Source organism: Catenuloplanes niger, assembly GCF_031458255.1.
Taxonomy (GTDB): domain Bacteria; phylum Actinomycetota; class Actinomycetes; order Mycobacteriales; family Micromonosporaceae; genus Catenuloplanes; species Catenuloplanes niger.
In genome coordinates this window covers 9,195,322-9,211,968 of sequence record NZ_JAVDYC010000001.1, presented here as the reverse complement: position 1 = coordinate 9,211,968, position 16,647 = coordinate 9,195,322, and the positions used below count along the sequence as shown (strand labels likewise).

The 16,647-nt window shown below is 73.7% G+C and carries 16 protein-coding genes and 1 riboswitch; of the genes, 3 read left to right on the top strand and 13 right to left on the bottom strand.

What is annotated here, in order from left to right:
* Positions 1-63 precede the first annotated feature (63 nt).
* A complete protein-coding gene (locus J2S44_RS40420) occupies positions 64-627 on the top strand; it encodes a hypothetical protein (protein WP_310428531.1) in 564 nt (187 codons plus the stop codon).
* Positions 628-749: 122 nt separating this feature from the next.
* Here the strand turns inward: J2S44_RS40420 and J2S44_RS40415 are convergent, their stop codons facing one another.
* The 3 genes from J2S44_RS40415 to J2S44_RS40405 form a co-directional block, all read right to left on the bottom strand.
* Complete coding sequence (locus tag J2S44_RS40415; protein ID WP_310428529.1) at positions 750-1,256, bottom strand: acyl-CoA thioesterase; 507 nt, start codon at positions 1,254-1,256, stop codon at positions 750-752.
* 72 nt (positions 1,257-1,328) lie between these two features.
* Positions 1,329-2,324 (bottom strand): ribonucleotide-diphosphate reductase subunit beta, encoded by a 996-nt coding sequence (locus tag J2S44_RS40410; protein ID WP_310428527.1) that lies wholly within the window; start codon positions 2,322-2,324, stop codon positions 1,329-1,331.
* A 34-nt stretch (positions 2,325-2,358) separates the two neighbouring features.
* A complete protein-coding gene (locus tag J2S44_RS40405) occupies positions 2,359-4,761 on the bottom strand; it encodes a ribonucleoside-diphosphate reductase subunit alpha (protein WP_310428525.1) in 2,403 nt (800 codons plus the stop codon).
* Between the two features lie 150 nt (positions 4,762-4,911).
* Positions 4,912-5,130, bottom strand: a riboswitch (cobalamin riboswitch).
* A 115-nt stretch (positions 5,131-5,245) separates the two neighbouring features.
* Here J2S44_RS40405 and J2S44_RS40400 point away from each other — a divergent pair.
* The gene (locus J2S44_RS40400) at positions 5,246-5,494 is read left to right on the top strand and encodes a hypothetical protein (RefSeq protein ID WP_310428523.1); all 249 of its coding nucleotides are present in this window, start codon (positions 5,246-5,248) and stop codon (positions 5,492-5,494) included.
* Here the strand turns inward: J2S44_RS40400 and J2S44_RS40395 are convergent.
* The 8 genes from J2S44_RS40395 to J2S44_RS40360 form a co-directional block, all read right to left on the bottom strand.
* A complete protein-coding gene (locus J2S44_RS40395; RefSeq protein WP_374728054.1) occupies positions 5,484-7,319 on the bottom strand; it encodes a DEAD/DEAH box helicase in 1,836 nt (611 codons plus the stop codon). The two genes, J2S44_RS40400 and J2S44_RS40395, sit on opposite strands and share 11 nt — an antisense overlap.
* Positions 7,316-8,149 carry an alpha/beta fold hydrolase gene (locus tag J2S44_RS40390; RefSeq protein ID WP_310428519.1) on the bottom strand — a complete coding sequence of 278 codons (834 nt, stop codon included), beginning with the start codon at positions 8,147-8,149 and terminating at the stop codon, positions 7,316-7,318. The genes J2S44_RS40395 and J2S44_RS40390 overlap by 4 nt, the downstream gene beginning before the upstream one ends.
* Positions 8,150-8,221: 72 nt before the next feature.
* Positions 8,222-10,504, bottom strand: coding sequence for an ATP-binding protein (locus tag J2S44_RS40385; RefSeq protein ID WP_310428517.1), 2,283 nt, complete (start codon positions 10,502-10,504; stop codon positions 8,222-8,224).
* Between the two features lie 281 nt (positions 10,505-10,785).
* Positions 10,786-11,301: an Imm21 family immunity protein gene (locus J2S44_RS40380; protein ID WP_310428516.1), complete on the bottom strand. Its 516-nt coding sequence runs from the start codon at positions 11,299-11,301 to the stop codon at positions 10,786-10,788.
* A gap of 53 nt (positions 11,302-11,354) precedes the next feature.
* The gene (locus J2S44_RS40375) at positions 11,355-11,618 is read right to left on the bottom strand and encodes a hypothetical protein (RefSeq protein WP_310428514.1); all 264 of its coding nucleotides are present in this window, start codon (positions 11,616-11,618) and stop codon (positions 11,355-11,357) included.
* 17 nt (positions 11,619-11,635) lie between these two features.
* Positions 11,636-11,905 (bottom strand): hypothetical protein, encoded by a 270-nt coding sequence (locus tag J2S44_RS40370; RefSeq protein WP_310428513.1) that lies wholly within the window; start codon positions 11,903-11,905, stop codon positions 11,636-11,638.
* Between the two features lie 75 nt (positions 11,906-11,980).
* On the bottom strand, positions 11,981-12,148 hold the full coding sequence (locus J2S44_RS40365) for a hypothetical protein (RefSeq protein WP_310428511.1): 168 nt from the start codon (positions 12,146-12,148) through the stop codon (positions 11,981-11,983).
* A 67-nt stretch (positions 12,149-12,215) separates the two neighbouring features.
* On the bottom strand, positions 12,216-13,331 hold the full coding sequence (locus J2S44_RS40360; protein ID WP_310428509.1) for an FAD-dependent monooxygenase: 1,116 nt from the start codon (positions 13,329-13,331) through the stop codon (positions 12,216-12,218).
* Positions 13,332-13,527: 196 nt separating this feature from the next.
* Here J2S44_RS40360 and J2S44_RS40355 point away from each other — a divergent pair, with 196 nt between their 5' ends.
* Positions 13,528-14,151 carry a TetR/AcrR family transcriptional regulator gene (locus tag J2S44_RS40355; protein WP_310428507.1) on the top strand — a complete coding sequence of 208 codons (624 nt, stop codon included), beginning with the start codon at positions 13,528-13,530 and terminating at the stop codon, positions 14,149-14,151.
* Positions 14,152-14,320: 169 nt separating this feature from the next.
* Here J2S44_RS40355 and J2S44_RS40350 read toward each other — a convergent pair whose 3' ends face one another.
* Together J2S44_RS40350 and J2S44_RS40345 are read right to left on the bottom strand one after the other, a co-directional pair.
* The gene (locus J2S44_RS40350) at positions 14,321-15,649 is read right to left on the bottom strand and encodes an FAD-binding protein (protein WP_310428505.1); all 1,329 of its coding nucleotides are present in this window, start codon (positions 15,647-15,649) and stop codon (positions 14,321-14,323) included.
* The gene (locus tag J2S44_RS40345) at positions 15,646-16,593 is read right to left on the bottom strand and encodes an NmrA/HSCARG family protein (protein ID WP_310428503.1); all 948 of its coding nucleotides are present in this window, start codon (positions 16,591-16,593) and stop codon (positions 15,646-15,648) included. The genes J2S44_RS40350 and J2S44_RS40345 overlap by 4 nt, the downstream gene beginning before the upstream one ends.
* Positions 16,594-16,647 lie beyond the last annotated feature (54 nt).

The window sequence follows — 16,647 nt, the reverse complement described above, 5'->3', positions numbered from 1 at the left end:
ACGGCGGCGGCGCCACCGGCAGCGGTGTCGTAGGGTGGCGGGACGATCGAGGGGGCGGCGAGGGTGAGTGTCCGGCGAATACGGCGGGCCGTCGAGATCACGGTCCGCGGCGCGACGCCCGCGGAGACGATCGCCACCGTCCGGGAGCGTTCGGCTCGGCTCCGGGAGAGCACGGGGCTGTCGTCCCGGGTCTCCGACTCCGGCCGGGTCCGCGCGCGGATGCCGGCGAACTCGTCGACCCACCCGTCGCCGTACCTGACGGCGCACATCGGCCCCCGCGCGCGGAGCACGGTCGTGACCGGCCGGATCGTCGAGTCCTGGTACCCGCTGTTCTACGGGCACATGTACTACGTCCTCGCCGCGATGGTCGGGCTGCCGACACTCCCGCTGCTGGCCTTCGTGACCGGCTTCGGCAACCCGGTCCCGTACCTCGCGCTGGCGCTGGCGGCGGTGCTCGGCTGGTGCGGTGTCGGGATGACCCGGCAGCGTCACCTGTCGTTCGCGCGCGAGGCCGACGAGCTGGAACGGGCGCTGCGCCCGCTGTTCGCCCCACCGGGGCAGCGCCCGCGCGACGATCCGTCCCGCCACCGTCCCCGCCGTCCCGAGCGCCCCGCCGCCGCTCCGTGACCACGGCGCCGCTCACGTAGCCACGGGCGCCGCCCATGTGACCACGGGCTCAGGCGACCACGGCGCCGTTCACGTCGCACCGGCGACGTGAACGGGCGCCGCGGGGTCGCGGGGGCGGTTCGCTAGCCGGCCGCGGCGGCCGCGAGTTCGTCGCGCAGGACCAGGCGGTGCTTGCGGCGGATCTCCGCGAGGTGGAACGCGTGCCGTTCCTCGTCCGTGGTCAGTTCCAGCGGCGGGACCGGGCGGGGCCTGCCCCGGTCGTCGACCGCGACCATGACCAGATGCGCGGTCGCGACCACGGTCGGCGGCACCGCGCGGTCCCAGCGGTCCGCGGTGCAGCGCACCGCGACCTCCATCGAACTGCGCCCGGCCCAGGTGATCCGCGCCCGCACGTGCACCACGTCGCCGACGCGCACGGCCTGCAGGAACGCGGTCTCGTCGATCGCGGCCGTGACCGCGGGGCCGTCGGAGTGGCGGGCCGCGACCACACCGGCCACGGAGTCGATCAGGTTGAGGATGCGCCCGCCGTGGACCGTACCCATCAGGTTGGTGTGGTGTTGGTCCATGATCTGCGAGAGCGTGAGCTCGGACGCGGACGGCGGTCGGCCGGCGAGGTCCGGGAGGGTCATCGAAGAGTCCGTTCCGTTGTGCAGACGTGCCACGTGCCCCTTGATCGTCTCAAAGGGCACGTGGCGGCCGCATCAGAAGTCGTCGTCGAACGCGACGGAGCCGGTCACGCCGACCTGGTACGCCGAGACCCGGCGTTCGAAGAAGTTGGACAGCTCCTGCACGTCCTGCAACTCCATGAACGCGAACGGGTTCGCCGACCCGTACATCGGCGCGATGCCGAGCAGCGCGAGCCGGCGGTCCGCGACGTGCTGCAGGTACTCCCGCATGTCGCCCGGTGACATGCCGGACACGCCCTGGTCGAGCAGGTCGGCCGCGAACTGCACCTCGCACTCGACCGCCTCGGCGAGCATGTCGCGCACCTGCCGCTCCATCTCCGCGTCGAACAGCTCCGGCTCCTCCGCGCGGACCGTGTCGACCACGTCGAACGCGAACGCCATGTGCATCGACTCGTCGCGGAACACCCAGTTGGTGCCGGACGCGAGGCCGTGCAGCAGACCGCGCGAGCGCAGGAAGTAGACGTACGCGAACGCGCCGTAGAAGAACAGGCCCTCGATGCAGGCGGCGAAGCAGATCAGGTTGAGCAGGAACTTCCGGCGGTCGTCCCGGGTGCGCAGCTCGCGCAGTTCGAAGACCGAGTCGATCCACCGGAAGCAGAACTCGGCCTTGCGGGCGATCGACGGGATGTTCTCCACCGCCGCGAACGCCGCGAACCGCTCCTTCTCGTCCGGCACGTAGGTGTCGAGCAGGTTCAGGTAGAACTGGACGTGCACGGCCTCCTCGAACAGCTGCCGGGACAGGTAGAGGCGGCCCTCCGGCGAGTTGACGTGCTGGTAGAGATTGAGCACCAGGTTGTTCGCCACGATGGTGTCACCGGTCGCGAAGAACGCGACGAGCCGCGACACCAGGTGCTGTTCCGCGGGCGACAGCTTCGCGAGGTCGGCGAGGTCGGAGTGGAGGTCGACCTCCTCGACCGTCCACGTGTTCTTGATGGCGTCCTTGAAGCGGTCGAAGAAGTGCGGGTACTTCATCGGCCGCAGGGTCAGGTCCATTCCAGGATCCAGGAGCATTCTGCAAGTCCTTCGGGGGTACGGCGGGCGGGCGCTACTGGCAGGCTTCGCAGGACTCGGGGTTCTCCAGCGAGCAGGCGAGCGCCTCCGGGTCGGCAACCGCGACGGCCGGCGCCGCGACGGCCGGCGCCGTGACCGCCGGCGCCGTGACCGCGACGGTCGCCTGCTGGATCCGCGTCGCCGGTCGCGAGCGCAGGTAGTAGCTGGTCTTCAGCCCGGACTTCCAGGCGTGGAGGTACATCGAGGAGAGCTTGCCGATCGTCGGCGCGCTCATGAACAGGTTCAGCGACTGCGACTGGTCGACGTACGGCGCACGGGCCGCGGCCAGGTCGATCAGCGCCCGCTGCGGCAGCTCCCACGCGGTCCGGAACAGCTCCCGCACGTCCGCGGGCAGCTCCGTGATGCCCTGCACCGAGCCCTCGGCGCGCTTGATCCGCTCCCGGATCGGCGCGGTCCACAGCCCGCGGGCCTTCAGTTCCCGTACCAGATAGGTGTTGATCTGAAGGAACTCACCGGACATCGTCTCGCGTTTGAACAGGTTGGACACCTGCGGCTCGATGCACTCGTAGGCGCCGGCGATCGACGCGATCGTGGCGGTCGGCGCGATCGCCACCAGCAGCGAGTTGCGCAGCCCGGTCGCGGCGACCCGGGCCCGGACGGCGGCCCAGCGCGCGGTCTGCACCGGCGTGGCGCCCCACAGGTCCGGGTGCAGATCGCCGCGGGCGGCCCGGGTCTCCGGGAACGCCGGATGCGCGCCGTGCTCCTCGGCCAGCCCGGCGGAGGTCTCCAGCGCGGTCAGCAGGATCTCCTCCTGCACCCGGGTGGACAGCTCCCGCGCCTCGGCCGAGTCGAACGGCAGCCGGAGCGTGAAGAACGCGTCCTGCAGACCCATCAGCCCGAGCCCGACCGGCCGCCAGCGCGGGTTCGACGCGGCCGCCTGCGCCGACGGGTAGTAGTTGATGTCGATGACCCGGTCCAGGAAGACGACCGCCGTCCGTACCGTGGCGCGCAGCCGTGCCCAGTCGACGCCGGCCGCGGTCACGTGCGCGCCCAGGTTGACCGAGCCCAGGTTGCAGACCGCGGTCTCGTCGTCGGAGTTCACCTCGAGGATCTCGGTGCACAGGTTGGACAGGTGGATGGTGTTGCCGGGCGCGCCGGTCTGGTTGGACAGCCGGTTGGCCGGGTCCTTGAACGTCATCCACCCGTTGCCGGTCTGCGCGAGCGTGCGCATCATCCGGCCGTACAGGTCACGGGCCCGGACGGTCCGGACCGCCTTCCTCTCCGCCGCGCGGTACGCCTCGTCGAACGCCGCGCCGTACAGGTCCGGCAGCTCGGGCGCGTCGGACGGGTCGATCAGCGACCAGTCCGCGTCCGCCTCGACCCGGCGCATGAACTCGTCCGGGATCCAGTTGGCCAGGTTCAGGTTGTGGGTGCGGCGGGACTCCTCGCCGGTGTTGTCCCGCAGCTCCAGGAACTCCTCCACGTCCGGGTGCCACGGCTCCAGGTAGACGCAGGCCGCGCCCTTGCGCCGGCCGCCCTGGTTGACCGCGGCCACGCCCGCGTCCAGCGTCTTCAAAAACGGCACGATCCCGTTCGACCGGCCGTTCGTGCCGCGGATCAGCGCGCCCCGGCCGCGTACCCGGGACCAGGAGATGCCGATCCCGCCGGAGAACTTCGACAGCTTCGCGACCTGGTGGTAGCGCTCGTAGATCGAGTCCAGTTCGTCGCGCGGCGAGTCGACCAGGAAGCACGACGACATCTGGGTGTGCCGGGTGCCGGAGTTGAACAGCGTCGGCGAGCTGGGCAGGTAGGCCAGGCCGGCCATCAGGCGGTAGAACCCGATCGCCTCGTCCACCGTCCGGGACAGGCCGCAGGCGACGCGCAGCAGCCAGTACTGCGGTGTCTCGACGACCCTGCGGGTGTGCGGGTGGCGCAGCAGGTAGCGGTCCGCGACCGTGCGCACCCCGAAGTACTCGAACCGCAGGTCGTTGGTCCTGTCGACGGCGGCGTCGAGCCGGTCCCGGTGCGCCGCCACGAACGCGGCGGTGGCGTCGCCGATCAGGCCCAGCGCGTGCCCCCGGCCGATCGACTCGGCGAACGTGCCGATGTCCTGCCCGGCGACCTCCTCCTCGACCGCCGTGATCAGCAGCCGGGCCGCGAGCCGGGAGTACTGCGGCTCCTCGCCGATCAGCTCCGCCGCGGTCCGGATCACGAGCTCGCCCAGCTCGTCCGTGGTCGCGCCGTCGTACAGGCCGCCGATCGTCCTGGTCGCCACGCGCAGCGGGTCGACCTCCCCCAGGTCCGCGACCCACCGCGCGACCGCCCGCACGATCCGGTCGGCGTCGACGGGTTCGAGCGCGCCGTCGCGCGTGCGTACCCGCGTCGGTGTTGGTGTTCGTGTGGTCCGCGCCGGTACCGCGGTCTCGGTGGCCGTCATCCTCATTCGCTCCTCGCGAGTCCGAATCCCTCGACAGGGTCCGGGGCCGCGCGGGCGCAGGCCACCACCGGGCACGCGTGGATCGCGGCCGCAGCGGCTGGTCGGCGTCGGCCGTCCCGCGCGGCCTCGGACCACCGCGCCTCCCCCGAGGGGCGACGCGGTGCGCTGGCAGGTCTTCGGACTCGCGGGCGTGACCGTGCCGGTCGCCTACCGGCCGTCGCTTCCCAGGCGCCTGTGACGACACCCAGTGCTTGTGACGGCTTTCGTTCCCACTCACCGCTGCGGGGCAGTCCCGGACTCACACCGGGTTCCCTCTTGCCTCGGACGCCACGTTTCCACGCCGCCCGAACCAGCTGCGTGCAACACCATATCTGGGTACGCGTCCCACGCAACCCACTAGATCTCGTGTCGGCGTGTCGGCAACAACACAGCCGATCACTCCGCGTCGACCGCCGTCCCCATCGCGGCGGCCGGAAGTGCTCTCATGAGCGACGGCCGGCACAGCGCGGCACCGGACAAGTTCGACGCGGTCCACCCGATGGCGGTGCGGGACGGGTTCATCGGCGTGACGCCGCCGTGGGTGGGGCGGCGGATGCGCTGCGGGCGGGCCGGGTTCGAGGTGATGTCCGTCGAGACGACGGACATCACCTCCGCGATCCGGGGCCGGCTCCGGCGGCCGATCGCGTCGCTCGAGCCGGCCTGGCGGCTGGACATGCCGATGGTCAGCGGGTGAAGCGCTCCCGGCGCACGGACGGGCGGCGGCCGCGGATGAAGCTGTGCTGCAGCGCGTCGATGATCATCTCGGCGGCCGACTCCGGCACCTCGACCAGGGAGAACCGGTCGGTGATCTGGATGGCGCCGATCTCGCGGGAGCTGATGCCGGACTCGCCGGCGATCGCGCCGACCAGGTCCTGCGGGCGCAGCCCGGCGCGCCGGCCGAGGCCGACGAACAGCCGGGTCACGCCGGCGTCCGACGAGGAGTCGCGCGCGGGCCGGCCGCCCTCCCGGCCGCCCGGCTGACCGTCGCGGTCCCGGCCGTGACCGCCGGTGCGGCCGTCCCGGTCCCAGTCCCGGCCACCGGCGCGGCCGTCCCGGTCACGGCCGCCCGGGCGGCCGTCGCGGTCGCGGGGGGTGCGCTCGCGCAGCGGCACCGGCGACGGGATCTCCTCCTCGTCCTCGTCGCCGCCGGCCGCCTCGTGCAGCAGCTTGATCGCGGCGAGCGCGACGTTCTCCACGTCGTGTTCGCCGGTCAGCGACTCGAGGACGACCCGGAACCGCTCGAAGTCGTCCGCCTCCAGCCCGGCCTCCAGCGACGCGCGGGTCAGCTCCAGCCGCCGGGCGCGCAGGTCGGTCACGGTCGGCAGCTTCTCCACCGCTATCCGCTGGCCGGTGAGCCGCTCGATCGCCTTCAGCATGCGCTGCTCGCGCGGCTCCGCCAGGGTGATCGCGCAGCCCTCGCGGCCGGCCCGGCCGACCCGGCCGATGCGGTGCACGTACGCCTCCGGCGCGACCGGCACGTTGAAGTTGATCACGTGGGTGAGCTGCTCCACGTCCAGGCCGCGGGCGGCCACGTCCGTCGCCACCAGCAGCTCGGTGGTGCCGGCCCGCAACCGGTTCATCACCCGGTCGCGCTGGTCCTGGCTCATCCCGCCGTGCAGCGCCTCGGCCCGGTACCCGCGCCCGTTCAGCGTCTCGGTGACCTGGTCGACCTCTTCCCGGGTCCGGCAGAAGACGATCGCCGCGGTCGGCGCCTCCACGTCCAGGATCCGGCCGAGCGCGGCCGCCCGGTGCGGCCGGGCGACCATGTAGGCGCTCTGCCGGACCAGCGGCATCTCGCCCGGCTCGACGGTCTTGCGGCCCATCGTGATCCGGACCGGCTCGCGCAGGTGCCGGCGGGCGATCGCGTCGATCCGGGGCGGCATCGTGGCGGAGAACAGCACGGTCTGCCGCTCCGCCGGCGTCTCCGCCAGGATCGCCTCGATGTCCTCGGCGAACCCCATGTCCAGCATCTCGTCGGCCTCGTCGAGCACGACCGTGCGCACGTCACCGAGCTGCAGCGTGCCCCGGTCGATGTGGTCGAGGACGCGGCCGGGCGTGCCGACGACCACGTCGACGCCGCGGGCGAGGGCCTGCAGCTGCCGGCCGATCGGCTGCCCGCCGTACACCGGGAGGACACGGACGCCCAGGTCACGGCCGTAGCGGTGGACGGCCTGGGAGACCTGCTCGGCGAGCTCGCGGGTGGGGACGAGCACCAGCGCGCACGGTTCGTTCTCCCGCCGGTTCGCGTCCAGCCCCTGCAGCAGCGGCAGCGAGAACGCGGCGGTCTTGCCGGTGCCGGTCGCGGCCTGGCCGACCAGGTCGTGACCGGCGACGAGCGGCGGGATCGCCTCCCGCTGGATCGGGGTCGGCTCCTCGTAGCCGAGGGTGGTCAGCGCGCGGAGCAGTTCCGCGCGCAGACCCAGCCCGGAGAAGCCTGCCTCGGTGTCCAACGGTTCGTGTTCCATGAGGTCAACGATAGGAGACCTGCCGGGCCGTACCCGCGATGGGGTGTTTGTCAGTTCTTGAAGGTGTTCAGGAACGTCAGCAGGTCGCTGTTGAGCCGGTCCTTGTGCGTGTCGGTGATGCCGTGCGGCGCGCCCGGGTAGACGATCAGCTCCGCGTCCTTGATCAGCGCGGCGGACGCCTTCCCGCCCACCTCGAACGGCACGACCTGGTCGTCGTCGCCGTGCACGACCAGCGTCGGCACGTCGAACGCGGCCAGGTCGGGGCGGAAGTCGGTGGCCGAGAACGCGGCGATGCACTCGTACGCGTTACGGTGACCGGACGCCATGCCCTGCAGCCAGAACGAGTCCCGCATGCCCTGCGACACGGTCGCGCCGGGCCGGTTGTTGCCGAAGAACGGGCCGTCCGCGAGGTCCCGGTAGAGCTGCGACCGGTCGGCCAGCGAGCCGGCCCGCAGACCGTCGAAGACCTCCAGCGGTACGCCGCCCGGGTTGTCGTCGGTCCGGAGCATCAGCGGCGGGACCGCGGAGACCAGCACGGCCTGCGCGACGCGGGCGGTGCCGTGCCGGCCGATGTAGCGGGCCACCTCGCCACCGCCGGTGGAGAAGCCGATCAGCGTCACGTCGCGCAGGTCGAAGGCCTCGATCACGGCGGCGAGGTCGTCGGCGTACGTGTCCATCTCGTTGCCGTGCCAGGTCTGGGTGGACCGGCCGTGGCCGCGGCGGTCGTGCGCGATCACCCGGTAGCCGTTCGCGGCGAGGTGCAGCGCCTGCGACTCCCAGCTGTCCGAGTTGAGCGGCCAGCCGTGGCTGAGCACGACCGGGCGCCCGGCACCCCAGTCCTTGACGTAGATCTGGGTGCCGTCGGGCGTGGTCACGTAGGTCATGATGCTCCCTGAGTGCGTGGTGCGACTGCGTCCATGCAATCAGCGGTACGGTCCGGCAGTCCACGCAGGAAGTTACGCAGAAAGCTCCGCGCGGGCCATCGCCTCGTACTTGTGGTACCCGGCGATGTCCATGTGCTCCAGCGCGCGGTGCAGGTCGTCCCGGCCGTCCGTGCCGAGCGCGTTGCGGGCCCGGCCGCGCACCAGGTGGACGATGCTGAGCATGCTGTTCCCGCCGAACTCGGTGGCGAGCGGCAGCGCCCGTTCCGCCTCGCGCAGCGCCTCCGGCCAGCGGCCCGCCTCGGCGAGCGCGAGCGCGGCGAACGTGTGCGCGCCGGTCCGGGCGCCGAGCGCGGGCCCGGGTGCGACCGGGCGGCGGTCCAGCTCCCGCAACGTGGTCCGGAACGAGTCGAGTGCCTCGTCGTACCGGCCGAGGTCCATCAGGGCCACGCCGATCCGCTGGAAGAGCTGCACGTACGAGTCGTGGTCACCGGCGGCGTCGGCCAGCGGCAGCGCGCGGCGGACCGTCTCCAGCGACCGCGCGGGCTGACCGCCGTGCCGCCACGACTCGGCCGCGTACTGCAGCGCCCACGCCTGCTCACGCAGGTCGCCGAGCGTCACCGCGAGGTCGTACGCCGCCATCGCCAGGCGGGCGCCCTCGTCCGTGCGGTGCACGCAGGTCACGGCCGCCCACGCGAGATAGTTGAGGTGGGTGACCTCCTGGCGGCGGTCCGGCAGCCGGGCGGCCGCGGCCCGGGACAGGGCGTACACCTCGTACCAGCCGGTCCAGACGTGGGTGCGGTCGGAGTACCAGTGCATCGCCTCGGCCGTGTCCACGACGAGCTGGTCGTCGCCGGCCGCGGCCATCACGCGCAACGCGCCGAACCAGTTCTCCGTCTCCAGGTGCAGCCAGGCGGCCGCGTCGTCCTGGGACGGCAGCGGAACCAGCCCGGTCCAGCCGTCCGGCGGCGCGCCGTAGCCGGGCTCGAACCAGCGGCCGGCGACGATCGCGGTGTCCAGCAGCCGCCGGGACATGGCCTGCTCGGTGGCGGCCCGGGCACCGGCCGGCTCCTCCCGGCGCAGCCGGTCGCGGGCGAACAGCCGGATCAGGTCGTGGAACCGGTAGCGGTCCGGGCCCGCGTCCTCGATCAGGCCCATCTCCACCAGCTCGTCCAACGCGGCCAGCGGGTCGGCGCGGGACTGCCGGGCGGGGTCCCGGCTCGGATCGCTGCCGGGTTCGCGGGCCGGATCGCGGGCCGGATCGCTGCCGGGTTCGTCGATGAGCAGGGCGGCGATCGGCACGCCGAAGTCGGGGCCGGGCACGTGGCCGAGGCGGCGGAACAGTGCCCGCCCGGCCGGGGAGACCTGGGCGTGCGACAACGCGAACGCGGCCTCGACCGAGGTGTCGCCCGCGGTCAGCGTGGCCAGCCGCCGGTCCTCGTCGGCGAGCCGCGCGACCAGGTGCCCGACGGTCCAGGACGGGCGGCTGGCGAGCCGGGTCCCGGCGATGCGCAGCGCGAGCGGCAGGTGGCCGCAGAGCGCCGCCACGGTGTCGACGTCGGCGGCGCAGGCGGGGTCCGCGGCCTGCCCGGCGATCCGGGCGAGCAGCGCGGCCGACTCGGCCGGGGCCAGCGGCGCGAGCGGGATCCGCAGCACGCCCTCCAGGCCGGCCAGCGCGCGCCGGCTGGTGACCAGCGTGAGGCTCGGGCCGTCCGCGGGCAGCAGCGGGCGGATCTGGGCCTCGTCCGCCGCGTCGTCCAGCACCAGCAGGCATCGGCGGTCGCGCAGCACGTCCCGGAGCTGGCCGGCGCGCTCGTCGTCGTCACCGGCGATCCGGCGCGGCGCGACGTCCAGCGCGCGCAGCACCCGCACCAGCGCCTCACCCGGCGGCAGCGGCTCGGTGCCGGCACCGCGCAGGCCGATGTGGAAGCGGCCGTCCGGGTACTCGCCGGCCAGCTCCCCCGCGACGTGCAGCGCGAGCGCGGTCTTGCCGAGGCCGCCCTGGCCGTGCACCACCACGACGGGCGCGGGCCCGGTCCCGGCGGTGGCCGCGTGCGCGCGTACCCGCCGGATCTCGTCGTCCCGGCCGACGAAGTCGGTGATCGCGCGGGGCAGGTCGTGCGCGCGGGGGCGGCCGTCGGTCCGGGCCGGCAGGTCGCCGGCGAGCGCGTCCGCACCGGCACCGAGCGCGGCAGCCAGCGCGGCGCGGGTGCGGGCCTGCGGCGCGCGGCTGTGCCCGCGTTCCATGTCGCTGATCGCTCGCGCGCTGACCCCGGACGCCTCCGCCAGCTGCTCCATGGTCAGCCCGGCCGTCCGCCGCAGCGCGCGTAACCGGGTCCCGAACGATTGATCCGGCACCTCGCTGTTCTAGCAGACGCCGCCTCCCCGGGCGGACACCGGTCACGTCACCCGCTGCCGTTCCCGGCCGACGCCGGCCCGGCCGGACGCGGACGTTTCGGCGGACGTCCGGCACGCCACACGCCGCCGGGAGATCGGGTACCACCGGGTGTCCGCGCCGCGCACGACCGCGTCCGCCTCCACCCGCGGGTCGGCCGCCTGCTCCTCCGTGTCAGCGGTGCGCGCCCGGACACCGTTCGCGCTGTCTCGTCAGGACGCCGCGTACCGGTGCCTCGTCGTGGTCAGGGCAGCCACTCGACCGTGGTGAGTGCCAGCGAGCTGTCCGTGTCGTCCGCCGGGAGCCAGTACCCGGACGAGACCCGGTACCGGCCGGCGGGGAGGGCGACCGGCAGGCCGTCCCCGTCGTGCACGCCCCGGCCGCACCGAGCCGAGTCGAAGAGCAGCCCCGGCCCGCCGCACGACCACTCGGTGACGCGGGCAGGTTCCAGCCGGGGCAGCACCTCGCGCGCCCGGTCGAGCGGCGGGGTACGGCCGCCGTGCGCCAGCACCTGGACCAGCAGCCCGAGGTCGGCCATGAAGGCGGTGGGCGCCCGGCCGTTGGCCAGCACCAGCGCCTGCACCCCGGCCGCGTCCACCGGTTCCGCGTAGTCCCGCACCAGCTCACTGACCCGCCAGTACTCGGTCTCCTCCTCGTCCACCTCGTCCTCGCCGCCGGGCCCGCAGGACCCGGTCCACGACCGGACCGCGTCGTACGGCAGCAGGATCAGCGGTCCGCCGAGGGACTGCACGCTGCGCATCGAATTCTCCCGTCCCGTGCCCGCGGCGCCCGGCCGCCCGGGTGTCGCACCGTTCAGGTCGCCGTCACGGTGAGCCGGAACGGCACACCCTGGTCCTCGTGCATCAGGTTGATCCCGGCCGATCCGGCGCCGAGATGCCATCGCGCGGCCTCGACGGCCTCGGCCTCCTCCGCCGGGAAGCCGTCGTCGCCCCAGACCCCGCGGAAGTCGGCCGGGCCGAGATGTTCCTCGGCCGCGGCCAGCCGGTCCGGCAGCGCGGCCGGTCCGGGCAGGCGCGCCACCTCGGCGAGGCTCCGCAGCACGGCGATCGGCCCCATGTCGTCCTTTCCGCTCGCTATTGCTTCGGACGCTTCTTCCGGCCGGCGAATTGATGCCGGTAATAGCTTCGGCGGGCGGAATCGGATTCGACCGTCTCGGCGATCGCCTCCGCCTCCTCATGGTTCTTGCCGAATCCCTCCCGCGGCGGCAGCCAGATGCCCTCACGCATCAGCGCCCGGAGCATGGCCGGCACGTGCGTCTCCGCCGTACCGGCCGCACAGCCACAGCGGAATCGACCCCGGTCGTGCCGGTCCAGTTCCGCCAGCGCCAATGTCCCGGCACTCATTCATCACGCTTCTTTGCGTCAGTGGAGAACGCCGGACACGAAATTACCTTCGTCGAACATGCCCTGGCAAACGGGTCAGACCTCCTTGTCCTGCACCACCTTGCCAAACCCGTCCTTGAGGTCCTGGCGCCGCAACGCACGGGTGAGGATGACGTGGTCGGACTTCCAGCCGAGGCCGGCCCGGCCCTGCTCGCCTGCCTGAAGCCGGCCACCTGACCCGCGTCCCGGCACGGCGCCGGCCACCGGGACGCCCGGCGGCGGCCGACCGCCATTCGGCCGACCGCCCCGCGCCACCGGCCGGCCGCTCGCGTTACCGGCCGGCCGCGACCGGCTGGAGCAGCCGGTTCCGGGCGGCGATCGCCTGCGCGGTGGGCGGCACCAGGAGCGCGCCGCCGCCCTCGACCGTGCCCTGGGCGAACGTGACGTAGGGCCGCTGGCGGGCCTCGTAGCGCGGGAACGCCGTGACGTGGTCGCCGTCCGCGCGCTCCAGTTCCTCGGCGAGGAATTGCGCCCCGGTCAGCGCCAGCGACGTGCCCCGGCCCGCGAGGGGCGACGCGCAGTGCGCGGCGTCGCCCACCAGCGCGACCCGGCCCCGGTGCCACCCGGGCAGGTGGATCTGACTGATCGAGTCGAAGTAGACGTCGGGGTCGGCGCGCACCGCGTCGAGGATCGCCGGCACCTTCCACGCCCGGCAGTCGCCGAACCGGTCGGCCAGGATCGCCTTCTGCGCATCCACGTCGCGGTGGTCGTAGTCGATCGGGTCCGACGCGAACATCAGCAGACCGATCGCCCGGTCCTTGAACCGGGCGACGCCGGCCAGGTGCCCCGGATAGCTGTACATCGGATTGATCCGCTCGGCGCCGGCGTCGGCCTCACCCGGCATGTCGGCGATGGCGACGTAGAGCCCGAGATGCCGGATCCAGTCGCGCTCCGGGCCGAACACGAGCCGCCGCACCGCCGAGTGCACGCCGTCGGCCCCGAGGACGAGGTCGAAGCGCTCCGCGGTGCCGGAGGCGAACCCGACGTCCACGCGGTCGTCGTGCGCGGCGATCGAGGTGACCGACTCGCCGAGGCGCAGGCGTACCGTCTCGGGCTGCGCGTCGGCCAGGATCCGGGACAGGTCCTCGCGGGCGATCTCGAGGTCGTCGGGCGAATCGCCGATGTCGGCGGGGAGCCGGCCGACGGCCACGCCGTTCTCGTCGACGAAGTGCACCTGCTCGGTCATCCGGATCCGCGCGTCGCGCACCGCGGGGAGGATGCCCATCCTCCCCGCGACCTCGATCGCGTCCCCGCGGATGTCGATGGGCGACCCGTTGCCCCGGAGCCGGCCGGCCCGCTCGACGACGGTGACGTGGTGGCCGCTCGTGCCGAGCACGCGTCCGAGAGCGAGACCGGCGACGCCCGCGCCGGAGACCAGAATTTTCATGCGTACCCCACAAACGGTGACGACGAGCCGGGAGCTACCGCGCCGGCTGCGATGGACGGGCGAGCACGACGTCGCGGGCGGACGGCCCGCCGAAGCCCGACCGCCCCGTACGCCGTTAAAGAGAATTTATGTCTCTTTAAGGCTAGGGCGGATCCACCGTGGTGTCCAGAGCGAGCGCGGTGTGAGAATCAGGGGCGTGCCGGAGAACGCGGGGATCGCTGGGACGGACGACGCCGGTGCACGGCAGGCGGCGCGGCCGGGCGGCCGCAACGCGCGGGTCCGGTCGCAGATCCTCGCGGCGACGACCGAGCTCGTCGCCCGCGACGGCGTGGCCGGCCTGCGCTACGAGGAGGTCGCCGAGCTCGCCGGGGTCAACCGGAACAGCGTCTACCGCAACTGGCCGGACCGCGCCGAGCTCGTCAGCGCCGCACTGTCGCAGTACGCGGACGACGCCGCGCCGCTGCGTGACTCCGGCGATCTGCGCCGGGACCTGGTCGACTTCCTGCTGCTGTTCGCCGAGCGCCTGGCGAGCCCGGTCGACCGGGCCCTGTTCCAGGCCACCGTCTCCGCTCCCGGGAACGCGGAGCTCGACGAGGCCGTCCGGGCCGCTCACGACCAACGGCTCGCCACCGTGCGCCGGCGATTCGACGATGCCGTGGCCACGGGAGAGATCCCGCCCGTCGACGGCTACCTGCTCACCGAGCTGCTGTCCGGCCCGGTGTTCCTCTACGTCAACCGGCGACGCCGGCCCTTCACCCGCGAGGTGGCCGAGACGATCGTCGACGTCGTGCTGGCCGGCATCCGCGCCACCGCGCCGTAGGCCCGGCGGGATCGGGGCCGCCGGCGGGCACCCACGTGCCGTCGCCGGGCACGTGGGCGCGTTCCGTCAGGGACCCGGGTCGGGCCGGGAACCGGCACGGCCGGCGTCGCGTCGCCGGCCGGCGGCTCGCGCGGCCGCCCGGCGAGCGGCTTCGCGCACGATCAGGTGCTCAGCCCCGCACCGGTGCGGTGTGGTCGCCGCGGAACAGTCCGTCCGGGTCGGCGGCGCGCCGCACCCGGTCGACCCGGTCGCGGACGTCGTCGTCGAACGTCCGCTGTGGAGCGTCGGCGTGTTCGACGAAGTTCGGCGCGGTGTAGCCGGTGCGGTACGGCTCGATCGCGGCCCGGACCGCGCGCAGGTCGCGCGCGGTGTCGTCGCCGGCCAGGCCGACCGCGTAGTGCAGCAGCGGCGCGGCGAACCGGTCGAGCGCGCCGCCGCCGGCCGCAGGTGCGGCGAACGCGCCGCCGAGCTGCCGGAACTCGAGCGCGAGCAGGCTCGGCCCGGCGTTGCACACCGCCGCCCAGCCGGCCTCGTCGAGCTCGTCGACCAGCGCGGACCCGGACCGGAACGGGACCGGGCGCGGCGGGTCCAGGTGGACCAGCGGTACGGCCGCCGGTGCCGCCGGTGCCCAGGTGTTCGACACCGGCGCGGCCAGCGCGGTCAGCGGCGACAGCAGCTCGTCCGCGACGCGTACCGCGGCGGGCAGGTCGGCCTGGGTGGTGGCGGTGACCGCGCCGTCCAGCGCGAGCACCCGGCGGCCGGCCAGGTGCGGCGGCAGCGTGGGCAGCGGTGGCAGCGACAGCATGCGCAGCGACGTGGTGATCTCCGGTGGTGCGGTGCGCGCCCACCGTTGCCAGGCCGGTGCGATCCGGGGCGCGTCGGCCGCGTCCCAGACCGCCATGCCGGTGACGACCGCGTGCATCGGCACCAGGTCGATCTCCGCCGCCACCACGACGCCGAATCCGCCTCCGCCGCCGCGCAGCGCCCAGAACAGCTCCGGGTGGCGGGTCGCGTCGGCCTCGACGACCGCGCCGTCCGCGCGCACGACGGTGAACGACCGGACCGCGTTCGCGGCGAGGCCGAAGCGCCGACCGTAGAAGCTCAGGCCGCCACCGAGCAGGTACCCGATGACGCCGACCGTGCCGGACGAGCCGTGCAGGCCGGTCAGCCCGTGCGGCAGCGTCTCGGTCAGCACGTCGGCCCAGGTCTTCCCGGCCGGCACCCGCGCGGTGCGGGTGCCGGGGTCGACCTCGACCGGCGCGTCGATGATCGGCCGGACCAGCAGCGATCCGGTCAGCGGCGCGGCCCGGCCGAGCGCGTGGCCGGTGGTGTGCACGCGCAGTGGCCGGCCGGCCCGGCGGGCCGCGGCGACCGCGTCGGTCACGTCGGCGACCGAGCGGGCAGTGAACGCCCCGGCCGGGTCGACCGGCGCCGCGAGCTGGAACGCGGCGCCGGCCGCCACGTACTCCGGCGTGCCGGGTGCGCGGAACGGTGTCACGCCGGCACCGTCAGCTCGGCGCGGTGCGCGGCCAGGAAGTCGGTCAGGGGACGCCAGCCCGGGTGCATCTGCCGCGCGACCGTGGTGTCCCGCCGTCCGAGGTAGGACTCGGGGAACTCGGCGTAGTACTGGAACATGTTGCCCAGTTCCTCCGCGCCCGGGAAGCCGAAGCCGCGCAGCTGGTCGTGGGTCGGCGGCCGGTAGGCGACCGGCTCGCCGAGCACGGTGCCGAACGCGTCCGCGATCTGCTGCCCGGTCAGGTGTTCGGTCGCCACCGGGACGGTGGCGCCGATCGTGGTGGCCGGTTCCCGGAGCGCGCGGACCGCGATCGGGCCGAGGTCGTCCACCGAGACACCGGCGATCGGGGCGTCACCGGCCGCCAGGTGCAGGGCGAGCGTGCCGTCCGGGTCCCGCTGCGGCGCGAGGTCGCCGAGCAGGTTCTCCCAGTAGAACGACATCAGCAGGTACGTGACGGGCAGGCCGGACGCGGCGAACAGCGCGTCGGCCGCGCCGCCCTTCACGTCGAAGTGCGGCACCCGGTAGCCGCCGTCGAGCATCGGCATCCGGTCGTCGCCGGCCGGGATGGCCTCGCGGGTGTCCTCGAGCGTGGACCACAGCACGTGCTGGAGGCCGGTCTCCTGGGCGGCGGCGATCAGGTTCGCCACCTCCACCAGTTCCCGTTCGGGCGAGCGGTGCTCCCAGTACGGGGTGACCAGGAACGCGCCGTACGCACCGTCGAACGCGGCGCGCAGGGTGTCCCGGTCGTCGAGCGTCGCCTCGGTCACCTCGGCGCCGAGCGCGGCCAGGGCCTGCGCCTTCGGTGACGAGGCGTCGCGGGTGACGGCCCGCACCGCGAATCCGCCGTCGGCGAGCAGCGCCCGGGCGACGCCGCCGCCCTGCGCACCGGTCGCGCCGAGCACCGTGATCAGTTTCTTGCCGGACATGGTGGTCTCCTGCCGTACGAGGTGGTGCTTCCGATTCGAAGCACTCACGAACCA